General features: G+C 64.7%; 25 protein-coding genes. 14 read left to right on the top strand and 11 right to left on the bottom strand.

The window, feature by feature from the left end; all coding sequences use genetic code 11:
• Window positions 1-4 precede the first annotated feature (4 nt).
• Together AC0L3C_RS12975 and AC0L3C_RS12980 are read right to left on the bottom strand one after the other, a co-directional pair.
• The gene (locus AC0L3C_RS12975; protein WP_473262219.1) at window positions 5-1,180 is read right to left on the bottom strand and encodes an HlyD family secretion protein; all 1,176 of its coding nucleotides are present in this window, start codon (window positions 1,178-1,180) and stop codon (window positions 5-7) included.
• Window positions 1,173-1,655: a MarR family winged helix-turn-helix transcriptional regulator gene (locus AC0L3C_RS12980; protein WP_007598134.1), complete on the bottom strand. Its 483-nt coding sequence runs from the start codon at window positions 1,653-1,655 to the stop codon at window positions 1,173-1,175. Before AC0L3C_RS12980 ends, AC0L3C_RS12975 begins: the two co-directional genes overlap by 8 nt.
• A gap of 157 nt (window positions 1,656-1,812) precedes the next feature.
• On the opposite strand from AC0L3C_RS12980, the gene AC0L3C_RS12985 reads away from it, so the two are divergent.
• From AC0L3C_RS12985 to AC0L3C_RS13010, 6 genes are all read left to right on the top strand, one after another.
• The gene (locus AC0L3C_RS12985) at window positions 1,813-2,307 is read left to right on the top strand and encodes a Fur family transcriptional regulator (protein WP_473262215.1); all 495 of its coding nucleotides are present in this window, start codon (window positions 1,813-1,815) and stop codon (window positions 2,305-2,307) included.
• 37 nt (window positions 2,308-2,344) lie between these two features.
• The gene (locus AC0L3C_RS12990; protein WP_473408157.1) at window positions 2,345-3,298 is read left to right on the top strand and encodes a DMT family transporter; all 954 of its coding nucleotides are present in this window, start codon (window positions 2,345-2,347) and stop codon (window positions 3,296-3,298) included.
• A gap of 12 nt (window positions 3,299-3,310) precedes the next feature.
• Window positions 3,311-4,594 carry a flavodoxin-dependent (E)-4-hydroxy-3-methylbut-2-enyl-diphosphate synthase gene (gene ispG / locus AC0L3C_RS12995; protein WP_473262213.1) on the top strand — a complete coding sequence of 428 codons (1,284 nt, stop codon included), beginning with the start codon at window positions 3,311-3,313 and terminating at the stop codon, window positions 4,592-4,594.
• A 141-nt stretch (window positions 4,595-4,735) separates the two neighbouring features.
• Window positions 4,736-5,632, top strand: a complete 897-nt coding sequence (locus AC0L3C_RS13000; protein ID WP_473408158.1) for a TauD/TfdA dioxygenase family protein — start codon at window positions 4,736-4,738, stop codon at window positions 5,630-5,632.
• An 80-nt stretch (window positions 5,633-5,712) separates the two neighbouring features.
• Window positions 5,713-7,050: a Rieske 2Fe-2S domain-containing protein gene (locus tag AC0L3C_RS13005; RefSeq protein ID WP_473408159.1), complete on the top strand. Its 1,338-nt coding sequence runs from the start codon at window positions 5,713-5,715 to the stop codon at window positions 7,048-7,050.
• A gap of 3 nt (window positions 7,051-7,053) precedes the next feature.
• A complete protein-coding gene (locus tag AC0L3C_RS13010) occupies window positions 7,054-7,875 on the top strand; it encodes an N-acetylmuramoyl-L-alanine amidase (RefSeq protein WP_473408160.1) in 822 nt (273 codons plus the stop codon).
• A 25-nt stretch (window positions 7,876-7,900) separates the two neighbouring features.
• On the opposite strand, the gene AC0L3C_RS13015 is transcribed toward AC0L3C_RS13010, so the two are convergent.
• The 3 genes from AC0L3C_RS13015 to AC0L3C_RS13025 form a co-directional block, all read right to left on the bottom strand.
• Window positions 7,901-9,508 carry a Na+/H+ antiporter gene (locus AC0L3C_RS13015; protein ID WP_473408161.1) on the bottom strand — a complete coding sequence of 536 codons (1,608 nt, stop codon included), beginning with the start codon at window positions 9,506-9,508 and terminating at the stop codon, window positions 7,901-7,903.
• 48 nt (window positions 9,509-9,556) lie between these two features.
• Complete coding sequence (gene bla / locus AC0L3C_RS13020) at window positions 9,557-10,426, bottom strand: class A beta-lactamase (protein ID WP_473408162.1); 870 nt, start codon at window positions 10,424-10,426, stop codon at window positions 9,557-9,559.
• A gap of 61 nt (window positions 10,427-10,487) precedes the next feature.
• Window positions 10,488-10,862, bottom strand: a complete 375-nt coding sequence (locus AC0L3C_RS13025; protein ID WP_106941496.1) for a nuclear transport factor 2 family protein — start codon at window positions 10,860-10,862, stop codon at window positions 10,488-10,490.
• A gap of 93 nt (window positions 10,863-10,955) precedes the next feature.
• Here AC0L3C_RS13025 and AC0L3C_RS13030 point away from each other — a divergent pair, with 93 nt between their 5' ends.
• Together AC0L3C_RS13030 and AC0L3C_RS13035 are read left to right on the top strand one after the other, a co-directional pair.
• On the top strand, window positions 10,956-11,384 hold the full coding sequence (locus AC0L3C_RS13030; protein ID WP_473278404.1) for a GFA family protein: 429 nt from the start codon (window positions 10,956-10,958) through the stop codon (window positions 11,382-11,384).
• Window positions 11,385-11,564: 180 nt separating this feature from the next.
• Window positions 11,565-13,406: a caspase family protein gene (locus AC0L3C_RS13035; RefSeq protein WP_473408163.1), complete on the top strand. Its 1,842-nt coding sequence runs from the start codon at window positions 11,565-11,567 to the stop codon at window positions 13,404-13,406.
• A 132-nt stretch (window positions 13,407-13,538) separates the two neighbouring features.
• Here the strand turns inward: AC0L3C_RS13035 and AC0L3C_RS13040 are convergent, their stop codons facing one another.
• Window positions 13,539-14,231 (bottom strand): DUF1345 domain-containing protein, encoded by a 693-nt coding sequence (locus AC0L3C_RS13040; protein ID WP_007598111.1) that lies wholly within the window; start codon window positions 14,229-14,231, stop codon window positions 13,539-13,541.
• A gap of 7 nt (window positions 14,232-14,238) precedes the next feature.
• Window positions 14,239-15,162, bottom strand: a complete 924-nt coding sequence (locus tag AC0L3C_RS13045; RefSeq protein ID WP_473262191.1) for a polyprenyl synthetase family protein — start codon at window positions 15,160-15,162, stop codon at window positions 14,239-14,241.
• A 160-nt stretch (window positions 15,163-15,322) separates the two neighbouring features.
• On the opposite strand from AC0L3C_RS13045, the gene mtgA reads away from it, so the two are divergent.
• The 3 genes from mtgA (at window position 15,323) to AC0L3C_RS13060 (ending at window position 17,134) form a co-directional block, all read left to right on the top strand.
• Window positions 15,323-15,997: a monofunctional biosynthetic peptidoglycan transglycosylase gene (mtgA, locus tag AC0L3C_RS13050; RefSeq protein WP_473278402.1), complete on the top strand. Its 675-nt coding sequence runs from the start codon at window positions 15,323-15,325 to the stop codon at window positions 15,995-15,997.
• Between the two features lie 169 nt (window positions 15,998-16,166).
• Entirely contained in the window at window positions 16,167-16,349 is a 183-nt protein-coding gene (gene rpmF, locus AC0L3C_RS13055; RefSeq protein ID WP_007598106.1) for a 50S ribosomal protein L32, read from the top strand.
• A 143-nt stretch (window positions 16,350-16,492) separates the two neighbouring features.
• The gene (locus AC0L3C_RS13060) at window positions 16,493-17,134 is read left to right on the top strand and encodes a hypothetical protein (RefSeq protein ID WP_473408164.1); all 642 of its coding nucleotides are present in this window, start codon (window positions 16,493-16,495) and stop codon (window positions 17,132-17,134) included.
• A gap of 1 nt (window position 17,135) precedes the next feature.
• Here the strand turns inward: AC0L3C_RS13060 and AC0L3C_RS13065 are convergent, their stop codons facing one another.
• Window positions 17,136-17,396 carry a hypothetical protein gene (locus AC0L3C_RS13065; protein WP_473408165.1) on the bottom strand — a complete coding sequence of 87 codons (261 nt, stop codon included), beginning with the start codon at window positions 17,394-17,396 and terminating at the stop codon, window positions 17,136-17,138.
• Between the two features lie 221 nt (window positions 17,397-17,617).
• Between AC0L3C_RS13065 and AC0L3C_RS13070 the strand changes: the two genes are divergently transcribed.
• Window positions 17,618-19,312, top strand: coding sequence for an EAL domain-containing protein (locus AC0L3C_RS13070; RefSeq protein WP_473408166.1), 1,695 nt, complete (start codon window positions 17,618-17,620; stop codon window positions 19,310-19,312).
• Window positions 19,313-19,445: 133 nt separating this feature from the next.
• Here AC0L3C_RS13070 and AC0L3C_RS13075 read toward each other — a convergent pair whose 3' ends face one another.
• The 3 genes from AC0L3C_RS13075 to AC0L3C_RS13085 all read right to left on the bottom strand — a co-directional run bounded on the left by AC0L3C_RS13075 (window position 19,446) and on the right by AC0L3C_RS13085 (window position 22,621).
• The gene (locus AC0L3C_RS13075) at window positions 19,446-20,321 is read right to left on the bottom strand and encodes an acyl-CoA acyltransferase (RefSeq protein ID WP_473408167.1); all 876 of its coding nucleotides are present in this window, start codon (window positions 20,319-20,321) and stop codon (window positions 19,446-19,448) included.
• Window positions 20,322-20,358: 37 nt separating this feature from the next.
• Complete coding sequence (locus AC0L3C_RS13080) at window positions 20,359-21,339, bottom strand: amino acid--[acyl-carrier-protein] ligase (RefSeq protein ID WP_473262174.1); 981 nt, start codon at window positions 21,337-21,339, stop codon at window positions 20,359-20,361.
• A gap of 64 nt (window positions 21,340-21,403) precedes the next feature.
• On the bottom strand, window positions 21,404-22,621 hold the full coding sequence (locus AC0L3C_RS13085; protein WP_473408168.1) for an acyl-CoA dehydrogenase family protein: 1,218 nt from the start codon (window positions 22,619-22,621) through the stop codon (window positions 21,404-21,406).
• Between the two features lie 357 nt (window positions 22,622-22,978).
• On the opposite strand from AC0L3C_RS13085, the gene AC0L3C_RS13090 reads away from it, so the two are divergent.
• Both AC0L3C_RS13090 and AC0L3C_RS13095 read left to right on the top strand, forming a co-directional pair.
• Window positions 22,979-23,251, top strand: a complete 273-nt coding sequence (locus AC0L3C_RS13090; protein WP_473262169.1) for a phosphopantetheine-binding protein — start codon at window positions 22,979-22,981, stop codon at window positions 23,249-23,251.
• Between the two features lie 155 nt (window positions 23,252-23,406).
• Window positions 23,407-24,282: an S-methyl-5'-thioadenosine phosphorylase gene (locus AC0L3C_RS13095; protein WP_473278399.1), complete on the top strand. Its 876-nt coding sequence runs from the start codon at window positions 23,407-23,409 to the stop codon at window positions 24,280-24,282.
• Window positions 24,283-24,292: the final 10 nt, after the last annotated feature.

The raw sequence follows: 24,292 nt of genomic DNA on the forward strand, positions 1-24,292 counted from the left end.
TGTCTCAGTCTTTGTCCGAATCTTTGTCTTGGCTCGCGGTCGCCGACAGGCCGAGCAGGCCGGCGAGCGAGCGCCGGTGGCCGGTGTCGATGGTGGCGTAGACGCTCATGCCGGCCTTCAGCTTGCGCACGTATTTGTCGGTCTCGTCGAAATAGATCCGGATCGGCACGCGTTGCACCACCTTGACGAAATTGCCGCTGGCGTTCTGCGGCGGCAGGATCGCGAATTGCGCGCCGGTGCCGGGCGAGAGCGAGCCGATCTTGCCCTTGAAGAGATGGTTCGGGAATGCGTCGACCTCGAGCGTGACCGGCTGTCCTTCGGTGACGTAGGTGAGGTCGCTCTCCTTCGGATTGGCGTCGACCCAGGGATGGGCGACGTCGATGATGGAAAACACCGGCGTGCCGGCAGCGACGTAGCGGCCGAGCTGGATCTGCTCGACCTGGGTTGCCACGCCATCCATCGGCGCGCGGAGCACGGTGTGGTCGAGGTTGCGCTGGGCATCGTCCAGCTTGGCTTTGGCTTGCGCGTAGGCGGGGAATTGCTCCAGCGGCAACTCGGGATTGCCGAGCAATTGGGTCTTTGCATTGGAGAGCTGCTGCTTGATGTATTGCGCCTGCGCTCCGGCGGTCACCAGTGCATTCGACGCGTTGTCGAGATCGAGCTGCGAGCCGTAATTGTTCTTTACCAGCGCCTGCTTGCGCTCGACGTCGCGCTGCTTCAGGTCGACGCCCTGCTGGGCGAGATTGAGCATGTCGCCGTAGATCTTGATGTTGGCAACCAGATTGTCATAAGTGATGCGGGCTTGGGCGAGTTGCGCTTTGGCTTCTTCCAGCGCATGACGGAACGGAGCGGGGTCGATCTCGAACAGCTCGTCACCGTGCTTGACGATCTGGCCCTCCTTGACGACGACCTTCTGGATTTTGCCGGAGATGTCGGGCGTCACCAGCACCTTCTGGGCGCCGACATAGGCGTCGTCGGTGCCGACGTAACGGCCGCCATTGAGATAGAAGGTGAAGCCGGCAACCGCGACGACGACCGGCAGCACGACCAGGAGCAGGACGCGGCGATAACGGCGCAGGCCCGCCACCAGGCGGCGGCGCGGATTGGTGCCGGCTTTCTTGGTGGGCTTGCCGCTGTCGCTCTTCTGCTCGGGCTGGAATTTGAGAACCTGATCAGCCATAGCGCTGCTCCTTACGCGCTTGTTCCGCTCCGCTGGTCTGGATCGCGGACCGCACGTTTTCCTTGATTGTTTCGAGTTGGGTGAGGAGGCGATGGGCGTCCGCCGGCGTGATGCCGTCGAGTGCGTTGGCCGTGAGCTCGGACTTCAGCCCGCTCATCCGCCCGAGCAACTGCCGCCCGGCCTTCTTCAGGTACAGCCGCTTGACGCGGCGATCCGAAGGATCGTTGCGTCGCTCGATCCAGTCGCTGTCGCAGAGTTTGTCGATCAGGCGCGTCAGCGTGATCGGCTGCACCTCGAGAAGCTCGGCGAGCTCCGACTGCTTCATGCCTTCGCTGCGCTCGACCTTGGCGAGCACCGCCCATTGCGCGCGGGTGATGCCGAAGCGCGAGGCTTCCTTGTCGGCATAGACCCGGAGCAGGCGATAGAGCTCGGCGAGCGTAAACAGGAAATTCTGGTCCACGGGCCCTGGGCTCATGAGCTTGGTCTCCAATAAGCTTGGAATATAATAAGCAAGCTTATGATTATTTCACGGCGGGTTTGCGGGACGCTGTCCCGCAGGCCGAGCATGGCTGATGGGCGCATCGCCGGTCCTGCTTTGGGTTCCCCTGTCGAAATGCTAGAACGCCGGTCGCATGACCCTCGTAAAGCCGGCATTTCCCGCGCCCGACCACGATCACGGCCGCTGCACCGCGGATGCGCTGGCGCATGCCGAAGCCGTCTGCGGAGAGCGCGCGCAGAAATTCACGCCGATACGCCGCCATGTGTTGGGGGCGCTGCTCTCGAGCCACCGGCCGCTCGGCGCCTATGAGGTGATCGACGAGCTGGCGAAATCGATGCCGCGGCCGGCGCCGATCACGGTCTATCGTGCTCTCGATTTCCTGATGGCCAACGGCCTCGTGCACCGCATCGAAAGCCGCAACGCCTATCTCGCCTGCGCCGCTCACGACCACGACGCGACCTCGGCGGTGACGTTCCTGATCTGCGAGCGCTGCGGCCTGGTCGGTGAGATTCCGTCGGCTTCCTTCGCCAAGGACCTCAACGCCGCCGCACGCAGCTCAGGCTTCGCTCCCAAATTGTCCGTGGTGGAAATCACGGGCGTCTGCGCGCATTGTCAGAAAGCTGCATAGAACAACAACGGCGCAAGCCGGTTTTTTTCAGGAAGAAATGTCCCCACCTCAAACCATACCGTCCGCCGGTCGTCCCCTCAGTGCCGGCGCCATCGCCCTGATGCTCATGCTGTGCCTGACCTGGGGGTTCAACCAGATCGCGGTGAAGCTGGTGCTGCCGGACATCCCGCCGATGCTGCAGGCCACGTTCCGCTCGATGGGCGCGCTGCCGGTGCTGTTCATCATCGGCAGCTTGCGCGGCGTTAACTTCTTCGAGCGCGACGGCACCTGGAAGCCGGGCGTCATCGCCGGACTGATGTTCGGCATCGAGTTCGTGCTGATCTTCCAGGGTCTGCGCTTCACGCCGGCATCGCGGGCGGTCGTGTTCCTCTACACCGCGCCGTTCTTCGTCGCGCTCGGCTCCTACCAGGTGCTCGGCGAGCGGCTTGGCGGGACGCAATGGCTGGGGCTCGCCATCAGCTTTGCCGGTGTCGCACTCGCGATCGGCGTGCCGCAGCCCAATGTCGATTCGCATGTTCTGCTCGGCGACCTCATGATCGTCGGCGGCGCGGCGCTGTGGGCGGCGACCACGCTGGTTGCCAAGGGCACCCGGCTGCGCTTCGCGGCGCCCGAGAAGGCGCTGGGCTACCAGGTCGCGACCTCGATCCCGATCCTGGGGCTGGCCGCCTGGCTGTTCGGGGAGACGATCCCCCACACCCCGTCGCCGCTGTCGCTGGGCCTGATGGCCTTCCAGGCGATCTGGGTCGTGGGAACCACGTTCACGCTTTGGTTCGCGCTGGTGAAGACGTATTCAGCCAGCAAATTGTCGGCTTTTACCTTCATCACCCCTTTGTTTGGCGTGGTGGGTAGCTATTTCATCATGCACGATACGCTGAACCTGACATTCGGGGCTGCCGCGGTCCTTGTCATTGCTGGGCTTTTTCTGGTTAACCGTCCCAGCCAATCCGCTGCGGCGCCGCGCGATGCATTGCTGAACGTCACCAAAACCTGATATTTGGACGCCATGAACAAGCTCGAAAACACCATCGATTCCGACGTTGCGGGCCCCGCGCCCCGGCACAAGACCACCCAGGTCAAGGTCGGCGACGTCGCCGTCGGCGGCGGCGCGCCGATCGTCGTGCAGTCGATGACCAACACCGACACCGCCGATATCGACGGCACCATCGCCCAGGTCGCGGCACTCGCCCGCGCCGGCTCCGAAATGGTCCGCATCACCGTGGACCGTGAGGAGGCCGCCGCTGCCGTCCCGCACATCCGCGACGGCCTGCTCAAGCGCGGCATCACCACGCCGCTGATCGGCGACTTCCACTATATCGGCCACAAGCTGCTCGCGGCCTATCCGGCCTGCGCCGAGGCGCTCGCCAAATATCGTATCAATCCCGGCAATGTCGGCTTCAAGGACAAGCGCGACACCCAGTTCGCCGACATCATCGAGATCGCCAACAAGAACAACAAGCCGGTTCGCATCGGCGCCAATTGGGGTTCGCTCGATCAGGAGCTCTTGACCAAGCTGATGGACGAGAACGCCGCGTCCGCCGATCCGCGCGACGTGCGCGCGGTGACGCGCGAGGCCATGGTGCAGTCCGCGCTGCTCTCGGCCGCGCGCGCCGAAGAGCTCGGCATGCCGAAGGATCGCATCATCCTCTCGGCCAAGGTGTCGGCCGTGCAGGATCTGATCGCGGTCTATCAGGATCTCGCCAGCCGTTCCGATTACGCGATCCATCTCGGCCTGACCGAGGCCGGCATGGGCACCAAGGGCATCGTGGCGTCCTCGGCCGCGCTCGGCATCCTGTTGCAGCAGGGCATCGGCGACACCATCCGCATCTCGCTGACGCCGGAGCCCGGCGGCGACCGCACCCGCGAGGTGCAGGTCGGCCAGGAGCTCTTGCAAACCATGGGCTTCCGCACCTTCGTGCCGCTGGTTGCGGCATGCCCCGGCTGCGGCCGCACGACTTCGACCACGTTCCAGGAACTGGCCAGCTCGATCCAGGGTTTCATCCGCGACGAGATGCCGACTTGGAAGACGAAATATCCGGGCGTGGAAGAGCTCAACGTCGCGGTGATGGGCTGCATCGTCAACGGCCCCGGCGAATCCAAGCACGCCAATATCGGCATCTCGCTGCCGGGCACGGGCGAGGCGCCGGCTGCCCCGGTGTTCGTCGACGGCAAGAAGTTCCGCACCCTGCGCGGCCCGACCATCTCCGCCGACTTCAAGGCGCTCGTGATCGACTACATCGAGCAGCGCTACGGCCAGGGCGCCAAGGTGCCGGTGACCGCGGCGGAGTAGGCTTACTCTGCTTTTGCGGCGCGTAGCCCGGATGGAGCGCAGCGAGATCCGGGTTCTCGCAAGCTGACGAACTCAACCCGGATTGCGCTTCGCTCCATCCGGGCTACGATGCTCCCAATCAAAGCGATCGGGAGACACGCCATGAGCTCACTCGCCGGCAAGCAGGGCCCGCGCTATCGCCACGCGACGGACGACGGCGCGCCCTACGAGACCATCGCGGTCGAAAAGCTGACCCCGATCATCGGCGCGGAGATCTCCGGCGTCGACATCGGCAAGCTCGTTTCCGACGATGCCCGCTCCAACCGGCAGATGGACGAGGTCCATCGCGCGCTTGCCGAAAACCTCGTCATCTTCTTCCGCGACCAGAACATCACGCCGCAACAGCATCTCGCCTTCGGCCGCAAGTTCGGTGAATTGCATTTTCATCCTGCCGCGCCGCACGAGGATGAAGACCCGGCTCTGATGAAGATCTATGCGGATGCGAACTCGCCGCGCGCCAATGGCGAGGGCTGGCATTCCGACGTGTCCTGCGATCTCGAGCCGCCGATGGGCTCGATCCTCTACATCAAGCAGTGCCCGCCGCGTGGCGGTGACACGCTGTTCGCCAACATGTACGCCGCTTACGAGGCGCTGTCGGATCGGATGAAGGCCTATCTCGACGGGCTGACCGCGCTGCATGACGGCGAGCCGATCTATCGCGGGCTCTACGCCAATTACGGCGTCGCCGACCGTCCGTCCTATCCGAGTGCGGAGCATCCCGTGGTGCGCACGCATCCCGTCACCGGCAGGAAGGCGCTCTACGTCAACCGCGGCTTCACCCGCCACATCAACGGAATCCCGCGCGACGAGAGCGATGCGATGCTTGCCTATCTCTACCAGCACGCCGAGAACCCGCTGTTCCAGTGCCGCTTCCGCTGGACCGAGAACGCCATCGCGTTCTGGGACAACCGCTGCACCCAGCACCGTGCGATGTGGGACTACTGGCCGCATACGCGCTCCGGCACGCGCGTGACGGTGAAGGGGGAGCGGCCGGTTTAACCGGCCTGCGCAACGCGTTCCGCGTTGACGTCCTCCCGCACCCGCGCCAATCTCTGCGAAAATAGTCGGGAGGGCCTGCCATGCTCCGCGCCGAGGACAACAAATTCCTGACCGAGTCGGGCCCCGGAACCGGCATGGGCGAATTGTTGCGCCGGTTCTGGATCCCCGTGCTTCTGTCCGAAGAACTCCCCGAGCCCGACGGCGAGCCGAAGAAGATCGTCGTTCTCGGCGAGGAGCTGCTCGCCTTCCGCGATACGCGCGGAGTCGTCGGAATCATCGACCAGTACTGCCCGCATCGCGGCGCCAATCTCTGGCTTGGGCGCAATGAGGAATGCGGCATCCGCTGCGTCTATCACGGCTGGAAGTTCGACACCGACGGCCGCTGCGTCGACATGCCGACCTCATATCCCGACCTCAACGCCAAGGATCTCATCCGCATCAAATCCTATCCGGTGCGCGAATGGGGCGAGATGATCTGGGCCTATATGGGCCCGGCTGACGCGATGCCCGAGCTGCCCGATCTCGAAATGGCGCTGCTGCCGGCTTCGCACCGCTATGTCAGCAAGAAATGGCAGGACTGCAACTGGGTGCAGGCGCTGGAAGGCTCGATCGACACCGCGCATTTCACCTTCGCCCATCTCTCCTTCGACAAGGAGGAGAACGAGATCCTGGACATCAAGAAGCATTTCGTGAATCCGATCGCGCGGATGTCGAGCGATCACATGCGCTGGATCGCGGAGGATCCGCGCCCCGTGATCAAGATCGCCTCGCACGAGGCGGGCCTCACCATCGCCGGTGGGCGGCTCACCGGCGGCGACAACATCTACTGGCGCATCGCGCAGTTCCTGATGCCGTTCCACGCCTATGCTCCGAGTGCGATGCCGGGCGAGAACATCTTTGGCCAGACCTTCGTGCCCGTCACCGACACCAATTGCTGGATCTACGCCTATGCCTGGAATCCGGAGCGGCCGCTGACGCAAGCCGAGCGCGACGCCTTCGATCGCGGCAATGGCGTGATCGCGGAGGTCGGCGACAATTACGTGCCGCTGCGCCACAAGGGCAACGACTATCTGATCGACCGCAAGCTGCAGAAGACCAGGAGCTACACTGGCATCAAGGGTGTCTCCGAACAGGATGCGGCCGTACAGGATAGCCAGGGCCCGATCGCCGACCGCACCCGCGAGCATCTCGGTCCGACCGATCTCGGTATCATGCATTTCCGGAAAGTCGTGATGGAGCTGGCGCGGGCACTTCAGCAGGGCGAGTCGCCGCCGCACGCCGCGCATCAGGATCGCTACGCGGTGCGCTCGGGCGCCTGCGTCACCAGCAAGGCCAAGGATCTTTCCGCGGTGATGCTGGAGCGTTTCGGCGACGTCACAGGCTTTGTCGGCCGGCCGCGAACAGCGGCAGCGGAGTAGCACTTGGGGCAGCCGCGCAGCATCCTTGCAAGTCTTGTCTGGACGCTCGTCGCGTCGATCTTGCCATTGTCGCTGACGCCTATAAGTGAAGGTCATGCCGCTATCGCGCGGAAGATCGCGAAACCCAAGCCGCCGCACGCGCCGGTCAAATGCGAGATGTCGAAATTCCGGATCGTCGTGGATGTCGGGCACACCCCGGACTCCTACGGCGCACTGAGCGCGCGCAACGACACGGAGTTCGGCTTCAACTTCCGGCTTGCGAGTCTGATCACGGCGAAGCTCAAGGCCGAAGGCTTTGCCGCGGCCCGACTGCTCGTCACCGACGGCAAGGCGCGGCCGAGCCTGCTCAAACGCGTCAGTACCGCGAATGGTGCCCGGGCCGATCTCTTCCTGTCGATCCATCACGATTCGGTGCCGGACAAGCTGATCGAGACCTGGGAGTTCGACGGCGCGAACAGCTATTTCAGCGACCGCTTTTCGGGCCACTCTCTGTTCGTGTCGCAGCGCAATCCGCACTACGCTGCGAGCCTGATGCTGGCCCGGATGATCGGCCGGCAGCTGAAGGATCAGGACCTGCATTATGCCGGCCAATACGCCCTGCCGGTGATGGGCCGCTACCGGCGCCAATTGCTCGACAAGGATGTCGGCGTCTACCGCTATGACGGGCTCGTCGTGCTCTCGCAAACCCGCAGCGCCGCAGTGCTGCTCGAAGCCGGCTCCATCATCAACCGCGACGAGGAAATGGCGATGAACTCGCCGGAGCGTCAGGAGATCATTGCGGGCGCCGTGGCGGTGGCGATGAAGGAATTTTGCGAGAGGCGGTAGTCGGCTCGCTTGCAATGACGAGAAGCTACAGTGGCCCTCCGCGATACTCGCGGTTTGCCAAACTCGCCTCCTCCAGATCCAGATCCCGCTCGATCCGCCGGCGTGTCTCGTCGGTGATCTGGCCGTCACGCAGCAGGTTGTGGATGAATTTGCGCTCGGCGGCGATCAGATCGCGGGTCAAGGCGGTACCGGCGGCGGAGACGTCGTGGCGGGTGAGATCGAGCGAATCGGGCAGCTGGTTGACCCGGATCTCGTGGCGGGCGCGCAGGAGCCGCATCACCTCGTCGGACACGTCCTTCTCCTCGGTCAGCGCATCGAGCGACTTCAGGGCGGCATCGAGGGCCTGGCGCCGTGCCGCGATCTCGGCCTCGTGCTCGGCGGCATGCTCGTTGCGACCGGCTTCCGCGACACCGAGCCAACGCACCACCGGGGGCAGCGTGAGGCCGACGCCGATCAGTGTGATGAAGATGACGCCGAACGCGACGAACAGGATCAGGTCGCGAAACGGAAAGGCCTCGCCGCCCGGCAGCGTGAACGGCAGCGCCAGTGCTGCCGCCAGCGACACCGCGCCGCGCACGCCGGTGAACGCAAGCACGAACGGCCATTGCCATGGTGGTGACGGATCGCGCGCACGCAGCGACTTGCTGAGCATTCGTGGCAGATAGGTCGCGGGATAGAGCCAGGCAAAGCGTGCGATCACGACGACCGCCAGCACCACGGCGGTCGCGATCATGATGTCGTCGAGCGGAAACGCCTTCGACTTCTCGTAGAGCGCGCGCATCTGGAACCCCGTGAGCAGGAACAGCAAGCCCTCGATCAGATAGATCACGAGGTCCCAGAAGAAGATTCCCTGCAGGCGCGTCGATGCCGAGATCAGCAGCGGGCCGTTCCAGCTGACATAGAGGCCACAGGCGACGGTGGCGATCACGCCGGAGCCGCCGAGATGCTCGGGCAGCCAGTAGGAGACATAGGGCGTGATCAGCGACAGTGTCAGCTCGACCTGCGGGTCCCCCGACCATTTGCGGAACCGCAGGGAGAGCCAGCCGACACCGATGCCGAAGGCGATCTCGCCGGCGACGATGAGCAGGAATTCGCCGCCTGCCAGAGGCAGCGAGAAGTGTCCGACCATGATTGCGGCGAGCGCGAAGCGGTAGAGGATCAGAGCGGTGGCGTCATTCGCCAGACCTTCGCCTTCGAGAATGACCATGAGCCTGCGCGGCAAATGCAGCCGGCGTGCGATCGCGAGCGGCGCCACCACATCGGGCGGCGCGACGATGGCGCCGAGCAGGAAGCCGATCGTCCAGGGCAGGCCGATCAGATAGTGGGTAGCGGTTGCGACCAGCGCTGTGGTGAAGATCACCGCGCCGACCGCCAGCAGCACGATCGGGCGAAGATTCTTTTTGAATTCGCGCCAGCTCATCGCGACGCTCGCCGAGTAGATCAGCGGCGGCAGCACCATCAGCAGCACCAATTCCGGCGGCAGTTCGACCGGTGGCATGCCCGGCACGAAGGCGAGGCCGACGCCGGAGAGCATCAGCAGAATGGCAGGCGCGATGTTGAAGCGGCGGGCGACGAGCGCGGTGCCCGCCAGCACGGCGAGCAGGATGAGAAAGGTCTGAAATTTCGCTTCCATGATGATCTGTCTTCACCCGGAAGCGGTCGCAAGGTCAATGCGTGCGGCTCACGCCAGCCGCTCGGCCACCATGCGGCCGATGCGTGCGAACGCGGTTTCGATCTGCGCCGCACTCGGCGTGCCGCCCTGGATATAGGCCGCGATCAGGATCGGTGCATCGGGCTTCGCATCGGGCTTGGGCCAGGCCACTGCGATATCACCCGAGGCGTCCTTGCCGTTGTTGCCGGTCTTGTCGCCGATCTTCCAGCTAGCGGGGAGCCCGCCACGCAGCCGGTTCGCGCCCGTCTTGCAGCCCACCATCCATTCCGTGAGCTGTGCGCGCGAGGTGGCCGACAGCGCCTCGCCCGTCATCAGCCGGCGCAGATTGCCTGTCATCGCCGCCGGCGTCGTGGTGTCCCGGGGATCGCCGGGCGGTGAGCGGTTGAGCTCGGGCTCGTTGTGGTCGAGCCGCGAGGTGGTGTCGCCGAGCGACCGCCAGAATGCCGTGAGCGCGGCGGGGCCGCCGATCCGTGCCAACAGCAAATTGGCGCAGGTGTTGTCGCTGAGCTCGACGATCGCCTTGCACATCTCGGTGACCGACATTGCGCCGGCAGCAATGTTTTGCTTGGCGACCGGTGCGTATTCGAGCAGGTCGGCCTTGCCGTACGGGATCATGGCCGCAAGCTGCTCCTCGCCACGATCGACCCGCGCCAGTACGCAGGCCGCGAGCGAAGCCTTGAACGTCGAGCACATGACGAACCGTTCGTCGGCGCGCCATGCGAGCTTCGCGCCGGTCGCGAGATTCTCGGCATAGACCCCGATCCGGCCGCCACTCTCGCGCTCATAGGTTTCGAGCTCAGGCAGCGCGTCCGCGGCGAACGCAGGGGACGCAGCAATCCACCACAGCGAGGCGAGCAGCGAACGGCGGTCGAGAACCATGGGGACCTGTTGGACGGAGACGAGGGGAGGGAACGTAGCGGCGAGCGGGAGGGAAGCCCCCTCACTCCCGCAGGTCATACCGATAAGATTTCGACACGATCTGCCAGCCGTCGGCGAGTTTCATCGCCACCAGGTAGTCGGTGAAAAAACGCGGCGGCAACTGGCACCGGACCTTGATAAAGGCGGTCTTGTCGTCGGAACGGTCGATGGTGACGATGAAATCCTCGCGCGCTTTGCCTTCGGCCTTGCCGGAGGGACGTTTGCGCACGCGGTCGAGCCAGTCCGGCACGGTCAGCACCTGCAGCTCGCCCTTCTCGACCCAGCGCAAATCGGCGGAGGGGTGGAAGATGGCGCCGAGTTTTTCGGCATCGCCCTCGTAGAGTCCGTCGAAGTAAGATTGCACGACGGCTTCGACGCTCGAACGGTTCTGGCTCATGGGTCATCCCTTTGAATGATGGCTCGGGGCGAACTTAGTCGTACACATCAAAATGCGCTATGGTGTCCGTACCATTTGCGCAAGGACACGGTGATGACCGGATCAGAGAATTCGAACGCTCGTATCCTGGTCGGCGAATGCTACTGCCGCGCCGTGCGCTACGAGGTGGCGGACGCGTTCTCCTATGCGATGAACTGCCACTGCTCAAATTGCCGCCGCACCACCGGCGCCGCCTTCAAGCCGTTCGCCGGCATCGAGCAGAGCAAGCTCCGCATCGTCAGAGGCGAGGACCAGCGCACCATCTACGGTGACGACACCACCCATGACGCCCACTGCGCCCGCTGCGGCTCGCTGCTTTATTCCCGGGTGCGCGAGGGAAAATGGGTCCATGTCGCCATGGGAACCCTGGTCGACGCCCCCTCGATCCGACCGAGCGCCCACATTTTCGTGGGCTCGAAGGCCCCCTGGCACGAGATTACGGACAATCTGCCTCAATATCGGGGTCACATCGGGGGTGCTTGAGGGAACCTGCTGTGGGATTGTTTCTCGGCGAACCGCGCACGGACTGGCGCGACAAACAAAAGGGGCCTTTCGGCCTGCCGCTGGCGCCACCTTCGTGACCTCCATCACAAGCGCTCGCGGCGGACCCTGCTAAAGCCATCCCAAAGGGACTTGAAATGCCCTGAACCCGGAAGTCGTGTCATGCGCAAATTGCTCAGATTTTGCCCCCTTCTCCTCGCCGTCGCGCTGCTATTCGTCGCCGGGCCGGCTTTCGCGGGGAAGCGCGTCGCGCTGGTGATCGCCAACTCCGCCTATCAGCATGCGCCGTCGCTTACGAACCCGGTCAATGACGGTTCGGTGATGGCCAAGACGCTGAAGGAGGCCGGGTTCGACATCGTCGATTCCCGGCACGATCTGACGGCGCTGGAGACGCGGCGCGTGCTGCGCGAATTCGCCGACGGGACCCGCGATGCCGATATCGCCGTCGTCTATTATGCCGGCCACGGCATCGAGGTCGAAGGCTCGAACTATCTGATCCCTGTCGACGCCAAGCTGGAGCGTGACACCGACGTCTTTGACGAGGCGCTCTCCCTCGATCGCGTCCTGGTCGCGGTCGAACCGGCCAAGCAGCTTCGCCTGGTGATCCTGGACGCCTGCCGTGACAATCCGTTCGGCAAGACCATGAAGCGCACGGTCGCCTCGCGCGGCATCGGCCGCGGCCTCGCTCAGGTCGAGCCGACCAGCCCCAACACGCTGATCGCCTATTCGGCCAAGGCCGGCTTCACGGCGCAGGATGGCGACGGTGCGAACAGCCCCTTCACCGTGGCGCTGTCGAAGCATCTGACGACGCCGGGCCTCGACGTCCGCCGCGCCTTCGGCTTCGTGCGCGACGACGTGCTCAAGTCGACAGGTAACAAGCAGGAGCCGTTCGTCTATGGCTCGCTCGGCGGCGAGGACGTGCCGCTGGTGCCGGTCAAGGTGACCGCTGCGGCTGCTGCTGCGCCCGTGCCGAACCCGCAGGCCGACATCCGCCGCGATTACGAGCTCGCGCTCCAGGTCGGCAACAGGCCGGCATGGGAGGCGTTCCTCGCCCAGCATTCCGACGGCTTCTATGCGAGCCTTGCCAAGCTTCAGCTCGAAAAAATTGGCGCCGAGCAGGCTCATGCGGCGGCCACCGAGAAGGCGAAACAGGCCGAGGCCGAGCGCGATCGTCTTGCCGCACTTGGCGCGCAGAAGGATACGCAGGCCAAGGCAGCTGCCGATGCCAAGGCCGCCGAGCAGGTACAGCTTGCCGCGCAAAAGGCCAAGGAGCAGGCGCAGCAGCAGGCGGCCGCCGCCGAGCAGCAGCGCGTCAATCTCGCCGCCGCGGCGCCGGGTGCAGCGCCGGCCAGCACGGCGAGCCCCGCCGGCACCAACGTCGCGTCGCTGACGCCGGCCACCGCGCCGGCCGATCTCAGCCGCTCGGTGCAGACCGAGCTCGGCCGTGTCGGCTGCTTCTCCGGCGCCGCCGACGGCAACTGGACGACGTCCGCGCAGCGCTCGTTGTCGCAGTTCAACCGTTACGCCGGCACCAAGCTCGACGTGAAGGTGGCGAGCACCGATGCGCTCGACACGGTCAAGTCGAAACAGTCGCGCGTCTGTCCGCTTGTTTGCGAGCACGGCTTCAAGGCCGATGGCGACAAGTGCACCAAGATCGTCTGCCGTGATGGCTATGCGCTCAACGACGACAACGAGTGCGAGAAGCAGCGTGCCGCCAAGCCCGCCAAGCCCGCGACCGCCAAGCCTGCGACCGCAAAGCGTGACGACGGCGATGAGCGTCCCGCACGGCAGCGTCGTCAAGCCGGCGGTGAGGCTGCCGGAGCGGCGGGCGGCTTTGGCGGTGCTGCGGGCATTGCTGCTGCGGCTGGCGCCAGCCGCCGCTCGAGTGGCGGACAGCTATTCTGCAACAATAGCGGCTGTCGTGCGGTCAACCGCGGCTGCCATCTCGAATATCGTGGCGGCGGCGGCCCCGGCAACGATGCCAATGCCGAGGTATGTAATTAGCTCCCAATGTCGTCCTGGCGAAAGCCAGGACCCATTACCCCAGGGAGAAATTGCGGCGCCGAGGAGCCAACCACCAGTCTTCGCAAAACAACGGCCGGTGGCAATGCGTCCTGGCTTTCGCCAGGACGACGACTACGTCGAGATCGCGCTCGCCGCGATGTTGACCGTCAGCGCCAGCAAGGCCGTATTGTAGATGAATGAGACGATGCCGTGCGCGGTCGCGGTGCGGCGGATGGTCTTGTCGGAGATGCCGACGTCGGAGACCTGCGCGGTCATACCGATCACGAACGAGAAATAGACGAAGTCCCAATAATCCGCGTGGTCTTCCTTGTCGCCGCTGGGAAACTGAAGGCCACCCGGCGTGGCGTGCCGGTAATAATCATGCGCGTAATGCAGGGCGAAGATCGTGTGCACGGCGGCCCACGACAATACGATGGTGGTGATTGCGATGCTCAGCTCCAGGACGCCGCGATGCGGCGTTCCAAGCTCGGAGACGATCGCGGCGATGCTGGCGAAGGCGCCGATCGCCGTCACCAGCAGGATTACGAAGCGACCGTCGTCCTGCATCGCTGCGGCGCGGCGGATGTGCTGGTGGTCGTTGCACAGCATCATCGCGTAGACCAGCACCAGATAAACGGCGATCAACGCATCCCAGCCGAACAGAAGCCGCGTGACCAGCCGGTGCGAACCCGGGATGAGCAGGCAGACGAGAATACCAACGGCAAGCGACATGAACGTCCGCGGACGCGCATAAATCAGCCGCATCGGCCGCGACATCTTGCGAAAACGGGCGAGGGCGGGGTCTTCCTTGCTGCCGCCCGCCATCGCGCTATCAGCTCTTCCGTTCGGCCACGAACCGCGCAGCCGCTTGCAGCACGGCGGCCCGTTCGCCGAAAATCGAGACCGCGCTGTCAGCCCGCGCGAGCAGATCGCGGACGCGCTGCTTGGCGCCCTCGATGCCGAGCTGGGTGACGAAGGTGGTCTTGCCGAGCGCTGCATCGGCGCCGGCAGGCTTGCCGAGCGCGGCGGCATCGCCTTCGACGTCGAGCAGGTCGTCGGCGATCTGGAAGGCTTCGCCGAGCGCGCGGCCGTAATCGTCCAGCGCCTGATATTCCTTTTGCGAGGCCTGGCCGAGGATCGCGCCGGCGATGCAGCCGTAGCGCAGCAGCGCACCGGTCTTCATCTGCTGAATGCGGGCCACGTCGATCGGCTCGTTGCCGCCAAAGCGGCCTTCGCCGGCGAGATCGAGGATCTGACCACCGACCATGCCGCCGATGCCGGCGCAGCGCGCCAGTGCGCGGGTCAGCAACAGCCTCACATTGGCGTCGCGATGGATCTCGTCGCGGGTGATGATGTCGAAGGCGAGCGTCAGGAGGCCGTCGCCGGCGAGGATCGCGGTCGCGTCATCGGTCTTCTTGTGCAGCGTGGGGCGGCCGCGGCGCAGGTCCGAATTGTCCATCGCCGGCAAATCGTCATGGATCAGCGAGTAGCAGTGGATGCATTCGAGGGCGGCGCCCACGAGCAGCGCGGCTTCGCGGGGAACGCCGAACACCGCCGCACTCTCGACCACGAGGAACGGCCGCAGACGCTTGCCGCCATTCAGGCTCGAATAGCGCATTGCGTCCATCAGTCGCTTGGGACGGGCGATCTCATCGTGCAGGATGTCGTCCGACAGCAGGCGCCCGAGCAGGGCCTCAGTGTCATCAGCGGTCTTGTCCAGACGTTTGGCGAAATCGGACGGGGACGTGCCGGTCATCAAGAAGGGCTCCAGAACTAAAATTCGGCGGGACAATCCTTTATGCGCCCGCCTCAGTCAATCGTTTGGAAGGCCTAAAAAGTGCTGGAAAAGGCCCGAATTATCACAGACTTAATGCCGGTCCCGTGGCCGCGTTTCGTTCTGCGCCGGAAAGGTTGATTTGCGCGTCGTCAAAACCCTTCTTCTGGTGCTCGCGGTCGCGGCTCTCGCGCCCTATGTCGTCGCGCCATTCTACCGAACCGGCCATCCCGTTTCGACGCTGATGGTCTGGCGCTCGCTTCGGGGTGCGCCGATGCAGCGGGAATGGATCGATCTGGCGGCGATGTCGCCCTCGCTGCCACGCTCGGTTGTGGCGGCCGAGGACGCCCATTTCTGCAAGCATCACGGCATCGACTGGGGTGCGCTGCGTGAGGCGATCGACGATGCGAAGGAGGACGGGACCCCGTTCCGGGGTGCTTCCACCATCACCCAGCAGGTGGCGAAAAACCTGTTCCTCTGGCAGGGGCGGGACTTCGTCCGCAAGGCGTTGGAATTCCCCCTGGCGCTGTGGATCGATCTCGTCCTGCCCAAGGCACGGATCCTGGAGATTTACCTCAACATCGCCGAGCTGGGACCGCAGGGCCAGTTTGGGGCCGAGGCGGCCAGCGCCTATGCCTTCGGCAAATCGGCCGAGGACCTCTCGCCCCGGGAAGCGGCACTTCTGGCCTCGATCCTGCCGAATCCGGTCAAACGCAGCGCCAGGACGCCGGGACCGGGTGTCCGGCGGCTGGCCGGGACCTATGTGGCGCGAGCGCAGGCGAGTTCACTTTCGACCTGCTGGCGGGAGAACCGGTGATTTCCGGTCCTTTTCGGGCGCATTTTCCGACCCAGAGCCCTAGATTTAAGGCAGGCCTTCCTCTATAAGCCCGGCCTTGACCGGCATTCAGCTCGCCTCGGTTTGCGGGTGCTGAGCCGTCCCCTCGCGGACGATGCCCTGATGACACCAATCCCTAGAGGATACTGAAATGGCCGTTCCGAGAAGAAAAACCTCGCCGTCGCGCCGCGGCATGCGCCGCTCGGCTGACGCCATCAAGAAGCCGACCTATGTGGAAGACAAGGATTCCGGCGAGCTCCGTCGTCCGCATCATCTCGACCTCAAGACCGGCATGTACAAGGGCCGTCAGGTCCTGAAGAAGAAAGAGTCCTGAATTCGGGACCTTTCCCCAGGCAGGATGATTTCGCCTGCCTGATTTCGGCCAATCCATGAGATATGACAGTGACGGCGGCGGAGCGAATGCTTCGCCGCCGCATTGTCCTGTCTGGATTTCTTGATCGAGAAGGCATTTCGCCGATGGTCGGTTTCCCGCTGCTCCTGATCCCGCTCGCGGTCTACAACATCATCGCGTTCCTGATGCCGAGCGTGTCCTTTACGGACGTGCTGTTCAAGGTGCCGATGATCACGGGCGAGGCCTGGCCGGTCACGCTTTCCGACCTGATGCTCGCGCTAGGTGTCGTGCTGCTGCTGCTCGAAGTGGTCAAGGGCGCGCGGCCTGGCTCGAAATTCCTGATGGATCATCTGCTGTCGCTGATCGTGTTCGGCGCTGCTGCGGCCGAATTCGTGATGTGGCCCAAGTTCGGCAACTCCACCTATTTCCTTCTGGTGCTGCTCGCGATGGCTGATTTCCTCGGCGGCATCGCCCAGCGCACCCGCCGCCGCGTCGCTTATGTCGCCGAAACGACGGTGCCGGCGCCCCGCAAGGCCAAGCGCCGGGCCGAGACGCCGGCGGATGAGTTCGAGCCCAAGTTCGAGCCAGTGTCCCCTCCGCAACCAGCTCTGGCGGAGCCGCCCGCGCCCACGGCACAATCGGTCGCCGAATCCGTGCTGATGGATCACCCGGCGCCGAAGCCTGTGAGTACGCCCTCGCCGGAAATTCCCTCGCCGCATTTGCAGCCGGGCAACGGCACCCAGCCGTCTCCCGACGCGCCGCGCTGATTCAAGCCACCTGCCGCGTGCGCGCGGTGACGCTCGGAAGCGGGCGCTTGCTCCCATAGGCGACCTGCGCATCCTCGGACGACACGCGGCGAAGTCGGCTCGCCTGGGGCAGATGCTCGGCATTGGCGATGAGCTGGGCGACGAAGCTCGGATCGGGGCGCGGCAGCGGGGCCTTGTGGACCCACTGCAAAACCGGCATCAGCGGCACCAAGGCCGAGCCTGTGCCGTTGTTCGCCACGTCCAGTTGATCAGTACTCAACATCGCGATCACCGTTGACCCGGCCAAGATTGTCGCGTTTCGAGACGCTGGCGCCGGTGCGTGTCATGTACTCGCAAGGCCTATGCCGGGCGGGCCGGTTTGGTTCCTGCCCGCGAACAAACGTGGTTTCCAAATTGTTTATCAACTTTGCCTAGGGTCAATGGCGAATCTGGCTTTATCCTGTGCCAGCTCAGGACTCCCCGCTGTCCCGAAACGAGGCGATTTTGACCCCCGCATTGCCGCAAGCCTCCGACATCCTGGCTGCCCTCGGCCAAGCCGTGTTCGCCTGGGACATCGCCAGCGATGCCATTGTCTGGGGTGAGCAGGTCAGCGCCATCTTTCCCGGGATTCCCGCCGAACGGCTGGCCACCGGCGCCGAATTCGCCAGGCTGATCGAGCCCGTGCAATCGCTGCGGACCGCCGCGCTGGCGCAGACCTCGGCCGTGCATGGCACCGACGGCACGCCCTACCGGGTCGAGTACGGCGTGCGCATGAGCGCCGCCGATCCCGTGGTCTGGATCGAGGAGACCGGCCGCTGGTTCGCCGGCCCCGACGGCCGCCCGGTGCGTGCGATCGGCTCCGTCCGCATCAACAATGAACGCCACGCCCGTGACGAGGAGCTGACGAAGCTCGCCCGGCTCGATCCGCTGACCGGCGAGCTCAATCGCTCGCATCTGATCGCCGCGCTGGCCGAGGCCATCGAGGAGACGACCCGTTTCCGATCGACTGCGGCCTTCATGCTGGTCGGCATCGATCATCTCGCGCGTGTCAACGAGGCCTTCGGCTTCGACGTCGCCGACGCCGTGATCCTCGACGTCGCCACGCGCATTCGCGCGCGCTTGCGCGGTGGCGACGTGCTCGGCCGCTTCTCCGGCAACAAGTTCGGCCTGATCCTGAAGAACTGCACCGTCGACGACATGAACGTCGCCGCCGAGCGCTTCCTCGCCGGCATCCGGGACGAGGTGGTGCCGACCAAATCCGGCCCGGTGTCGGTCACCGCATCGATTGGCGCGGTCAGCGTGCCGCGCTATGCCCGCAACACCGATGAAGCCGTCAATCGCGCCCACGAGACCCTGGACACCGCGAAACAACGCCGCGTCGGCTCGTTCGCAGCGTGGCGCCCGGATGCCGCGCGCGACGCCCAGCGCCGCGTCAACATCCGCGTCACCGACGAGATCGTCACCGCATTGAACGAGCGCCGCATCAAGCTGGCCTATGAGCCGGTGGTTGCCGCCCTCTCGCGCGAGTGCGCTTTTCACGAATGCCTGGTGCGGATGGACCAGGGCGACGGCCAGGTGCTGCTCGCGCCCGACATCGTGCCGGTCGCTGAACGGCTCGGCTTGATCCGCCTGGTCGATCACCGCGTGCTCGAGCTCGTGGTCGCCGAGCTCGCCGCCGCGCCGGACATCTGCCTCAGCCTCAACATCTCCCCGGACACCACCATGGACCCGGATTGGTGGGCGGGAATCGAATCGCTGATGCGCGCCCATCCCGGCGTCGCCGAGCGGCTGATCGTCGAGATCACCGAAACCGTCGCGATCCAGGACATCGACGATGTGCGCGGCTTCGTCACCCGGCTGAAGAACTTCGGCAGTCGCATCGCCATCGACGATTTCGGCGCCGGCTACACCTCATTCCGCAATCTGCGCAAGCTCGGCGTCGACATCGTCAAGATCGACGGCGCGTTCGTGCAGAACATCACTCGTTCCGCCGACGACCGCGCCTTCGTGCAGACCCTGATCGACCTCGCCCGCCGCCTCGACATCAAGACGGTGGCCGAATGGGTGCAGGACGAAGAAGCTGCGAACATGCTGCGCGACTGGGGCTGCGACTACATCCAGGGCCGCCTGATCGGGCTCGCCTCAGCCGACCGCCCCTGGGGCGCGCCGCCGGACAGCGCATTGCCAGCGGCAGGGTAGTGTCGCTACGATCTGCGGCTACGCCACGCAGATATTCGGCACAGCGATCGTCTGTGCAAGAAACGCGTCGCGCCGGCCTGCCCGCGTAGTTGCGCGTTAGTCCGGATGGCATCGTATCTGGTTTAAACGCGGCTTACGGCCCGTACAGCACGAGTTCCGTATCGGTGAGATCGGCGAGCTGCGGCCGATGCGGGCCCTTGAAATATTTGCGGCCGCGACGCTCGGTGTAGATGCCCACGAGGCCGGGAACCGGGCCGTTGGAATCGACGGCGACCGCGATCTTGCCGAGCCGCAGCAGCAGCCGGCCGATGCGGCCCGCGCATTCGGTGTATTCGGCCGCGTTGCGGCAGTAGATCAGCTTCATCGCGGGTGGCGCAATGATGCCACGGCGGATGCGCACCGGTTGCAGGATGAAGGGGAACGCTCCCTTCGGCGTGCGGCAGACGAGGCTGAGGCAATTGTAGCGCGCATGCCGCGTCAAGAGCTCGGTCTCGGCATCGGAAAGCCCGTCGATCGTCTTGGCGTGCTGCGAGATGACGTCGATCGTGCTCCAGCGTGCGACGCGCGTCAGCGCAGGCACCGAGAAGAATATACCCCTGCAATAGGCGCGAAAGCCCTGCGTCTCGATGATCGGCCAGGTCCACGGCGCCGGGCTGATGTTGAGATAGGTGACGTCCTTGTGCCGCTGCGCGATCTTGGTCAGTAGCGGGGCGTAGTTGCGGTAGGCCGGATCGACGTACCAGCTCGACAAATTGCACTGGATGGCGGTCTCGTCGCCGTCCCTCCGCGCCGTATAGATCAGCAGCAGCACGCCGACCGGCGTACCATCATTGTCGAGCATGTAGCCGAAGCGCGGGTAGCCGTCCGGTACCGGTCGGAAGGCTTGCCGGCGCAGGCCCTGGATCCAGTAGCTGCGCGAGCGGCCGACGAAGCCGCGCGTCAGCAAGTCCGCGACCGCATCGACGTCGGACTCGGTGATCTCGCGGCATCGGACCTTGGTATGGATCACGCTCGTCTTTCCCGTGGAAATGACCGGCCTCGTTCCGTTAGCGCCAGCCTTCGCCGTGGGCATCGGCCGCGATCTGCGGCTGCATGCCCATGATCTCCCGCACCTTGGCGGGCCAGGCGGCGATGTCCGTGCCGTGGGTGTGGAACATGGCGACGGCCAGGCGGTCCATGCCGAAAGCGACGCAGCCGGTGTGGGCCGGCTCGCCATGGGCGTCCTTGATGTCCCAGGTCGTGCCGAAATGCTCGCGGTGATAGTTGAAGCTCATGCAGGCGGTCGGCTGCTCTTCCGAGCGCAGCGGGATCAGCAGTTCGAACTTGAGCTGCTGCTGCTTCTGGCTCACCGCCTTCATCTGACCGACGCGGCCGAAGAACGGATCGCTGGCATAGTCGACGCGGAAGGTGAGACCGAGACCCGTCGCAATCGCCTGCGCGCGCACCATCCAGCGCTCGCGGAAATCGGCGACGTCATCCGGGCTGCCGATGCAGACATATTCCCGCATCCGGAACGATTGCAGCCGGTCGAGATGCTTTGACGGTTCACGGCGGAAGCAGTCGGCGGCGACGTCGAAGCGCAGGCCGCCTTTCGGCAACTGGCCGCGGCTCGCCGCGATCGGATAGACGGGATAGCAGGCCGCCGGCGACAGCACGAGGTCTGCCGGCGAGAGCGAGCTGGTCCAGTCGCCGCCGGCATCGAAGCGGCTGACCGCAGCGTTGATCTCGCGCTCGGTGCCGTGCAGGCCGCAGACGCAACCGAGCAGGTTCGGAAAGCTCTTGAGATAGCCGGATTTTTCCAGCTGGGACCGGCTCATCACCGGCGGGAAGCGCATCACTTCGGTGCCGGCTTCACGATGGCTCGTGATCAATGCGGCGAGCCGCTCGACGATGCCCTCGTAAAGCGCGGTGCGGGCATAGACGCCGTCCGAGCCCATGGGGTGGAACAGCTTGTCGGCGAGATGATCGAGCGGATCCGCGATCTGCGGCGCGGTCTCAGGTGAATTGGGGAGAACAGCAATGTTCATGTTCGGCTTCCTGCTATCTGAAATTATTCTTATTGAACGAAGGCACGTCGGTCTCGAAAGCTCGTCAGTCCCGAAGGCCTGTCGGCACGCCGCTCATCAGGGTCGACGTCGCGGCATTAGCCAGAATGCGGTCGTTGTTGATCATGATCGGCGACGACAGCACGTCGCGCAGGTGGCGGCCCATCGTGAACTCGCCGTCATTGCGGTAGCCGGAAAGGCCTGTGGTGCGCATCGCATGCATCACGGTCTCGACCGCGAGCTCCGAGGCCTGCACCTTCAGAAGCGTGATCGAAGACTGGAAGTCGAGCGAGCCGAGCGCGCGTTCGTCGTGCTCGGCGTGAGCAAAGGTGTCGATATTGGCTGATATCAGCGCGCGCAGCTTGGCCAGCGACATTTTGGCGGCGGTGAAATGCGCGGCTGCCGGAGGCATCTGTCCGCCTGAGGTGCGGGCCGCCTTGCGGACGAAGGCCTGCGCACGGGTGACGGCGGCTGCAGCGATACCAGCCCAGGCCGAGGACCAGCACAGATGCGCGAACGGCGTCATGGTCTGGGCGTGGATCTTGTCGTAGGATTCCGGGAACACGCGGTCGGTCGGGCAGTCGACCTTCAGCTCGAAACCGGTCGAGCAAGTGCCGCGCATGCCGAGCGTTTCCCAGCCCAGCGTCCGCTTCAGCGAATAATCGTCCTTGGCGAGCGCCAGCAGCACCTGGTCGGACGCGGAAGCGTCGGTAGCGCGGCGGGCGATGGTGACGAGGCCGTCGGCCTCGGCGCCGTACGAGATCACGGTGGCGTCGCGCAGCAGCGAGACGGTGTCGCCGGCGACGTCGACGGCGGCGGCGCTGGCGCGGATATTGCCGCCGTTCTGGCCTTCGGTGGTGGAGGAGGCGAGCAGCCACTGGTCGCGCGCGACCCGGCGCATCATGGTTTCCATCCAGGGAATGCCGTGACCGTGCCTGACGACGCAGGCGACCTTTGTCGTGTGCATGGCGTAGATCATCGCCGTGGAGGCGCAGGCGCGTCCGAGCGTGTAGCAGACATCGGTGACATCGTGGATCGAGGCGCCGAAGCCGCCGAACTCGACCGGGATCATGACGCCGAGCAGCTTCTGCTCACGCGCGACCTCGAAGGCCTTGTGAGGGAAGCGGGCATCGCGATCGACCCCGTCGGCGTCGGCTGCCGCCACGGTGGCGGTCCGGGCGGCGCGCTCGACGAGGGAGGGACCCTGCTCGAGAAAGCTCGTCTGCGTCTCGTCGACAGTGAGGACTGCTTCACGCACGTTCATACTCGTCCGCCTCCGGTTTGCCGTTCAGGATCGCCGGCATCATTCGCGATGCCGCTTGAGCGATCCTTCGACCATCTTTGCTTATGAGATGAGGCTACGGATTTAATTCAAATTCGTCGATGAAATAGAGGGTAAACAAAGCCCAATTCCGAACGAACAGTTAAGTTCGGGTTGTTTGCATCGCCCGGATTTCCGCGGTCGCGTTAGGGATCTGTAAGAAGCCGGAATTTCAGACAATCTGAGTCATCGTTTACTAAGAAACGCGAAGTAATGGTGGCGTCCATTGCGGGATCGGCCCGCCGTGCCCATCGTAGCCGGCGACCGGTCCGACCTTTGTCGACAGATGGGAATTTACCGATGCAGGCTTTCGATACCGAATTGCGCAATCGCATCATCAAGCTGGTGAAGGGCATCCTCGCCCAGAACGCGCTCTCCGCCGAGGTCACGCCGCAGGCCAAGCTCGTCGACGTCGGCCTGACCTCGATGGACATGGTCAATCTGATGCTCGGCGTCGAAGCCGAGTTCGACTTCACGATTCCCCAGTCCGAGATCACACCGGAGAACTTCCAGTCCGTCGAAACGCTGGAGCGCATGGTCGCGACCCAGCTGCAGTCGGCGGCCGCGGCATAATCGAGATTTCCGGCCTTCGCCGGGACGACACCGAATGTGTGGCGAGTGCTTTCCGCTCGTCTCGGCATCGGCACCCATCACCCGTTCCAAAATCGACGTAAAACTGGCATAGCTTCTCCACGGAATCGCGATGGCGCGAACGGGGTGGAGCAGGCATGACGCAGGCGGTATTGGGCATCATCGGCGGCTCCGGCATCTATGATCTGCCGGGGCTGGAGGACGCTCGCGAAGAGGTGATCAGGAGCCCCTGGGGTGAGCCGTCGGCGCCCCTGCGGCGCGGCTCAATTGCCGGCCTGCCGATCGTGTTCCTGCCGCGTCACGACAAGGGCCACCGGCTGTCGCCCTCCGACATCAATTATCGCGCCAATATCGACGTCCTCAAGCGCGCAGGGGTCACAGACCTGATCTCGCTGTCGGCCTGTGGCTCGTTCAGGGAGGAGCTGCCGCCGGGAACCTTCGTTCTCGTCGACCAGTTCGTCGATCGTACCCACAAGCGCGAGAGCTCGTTCTTCGGGAGGGGATGCGTCGCGCATGTGTCGATGGCGCACCCGGTCTCGCCGCGGCTGCGCATCCATCTTGCCACGGCGGCCGAAGCCGAGGGCATCGCGTTTGCGCGCGGCGGCACCTATGTCTGCATGGAGGGACCGCAATTCTCGACCTATGCGGAAAGCATGACCTACAAGACGCTTGGCTATTCCGTGATCGGCATGACCAACATGCCCGAGGCGAAACTCGCGCGCGAGGCCGAGCTTTGCTACGCCACCGTCGCGATGGTGACGGATTTCGATTGCTGGCATCCCGATCACGACGCCGTCACCGTGCAGGACATCGTCCGCGTTCTGAGCTCGAACGCCGACAAGGCAAAAGCGCTGGTGGCGCGGCTGGCGAAAGACTTCCCGCGCGAGCATGAGCCGTGTCCGATCGGTTCGGACCGCGCGCTCGATACCGCGCTGATCACCGCGCCCGAGGCGCGCGATCCCGAGCTCTTGAAGAAGCTCGATGCGGTGGCTGGGCGCATCCTGCGAACGTGATACGAAAGGC

The organism is Bradyrhizobium sp. WSM4872 (assembly GCF_055811715.1).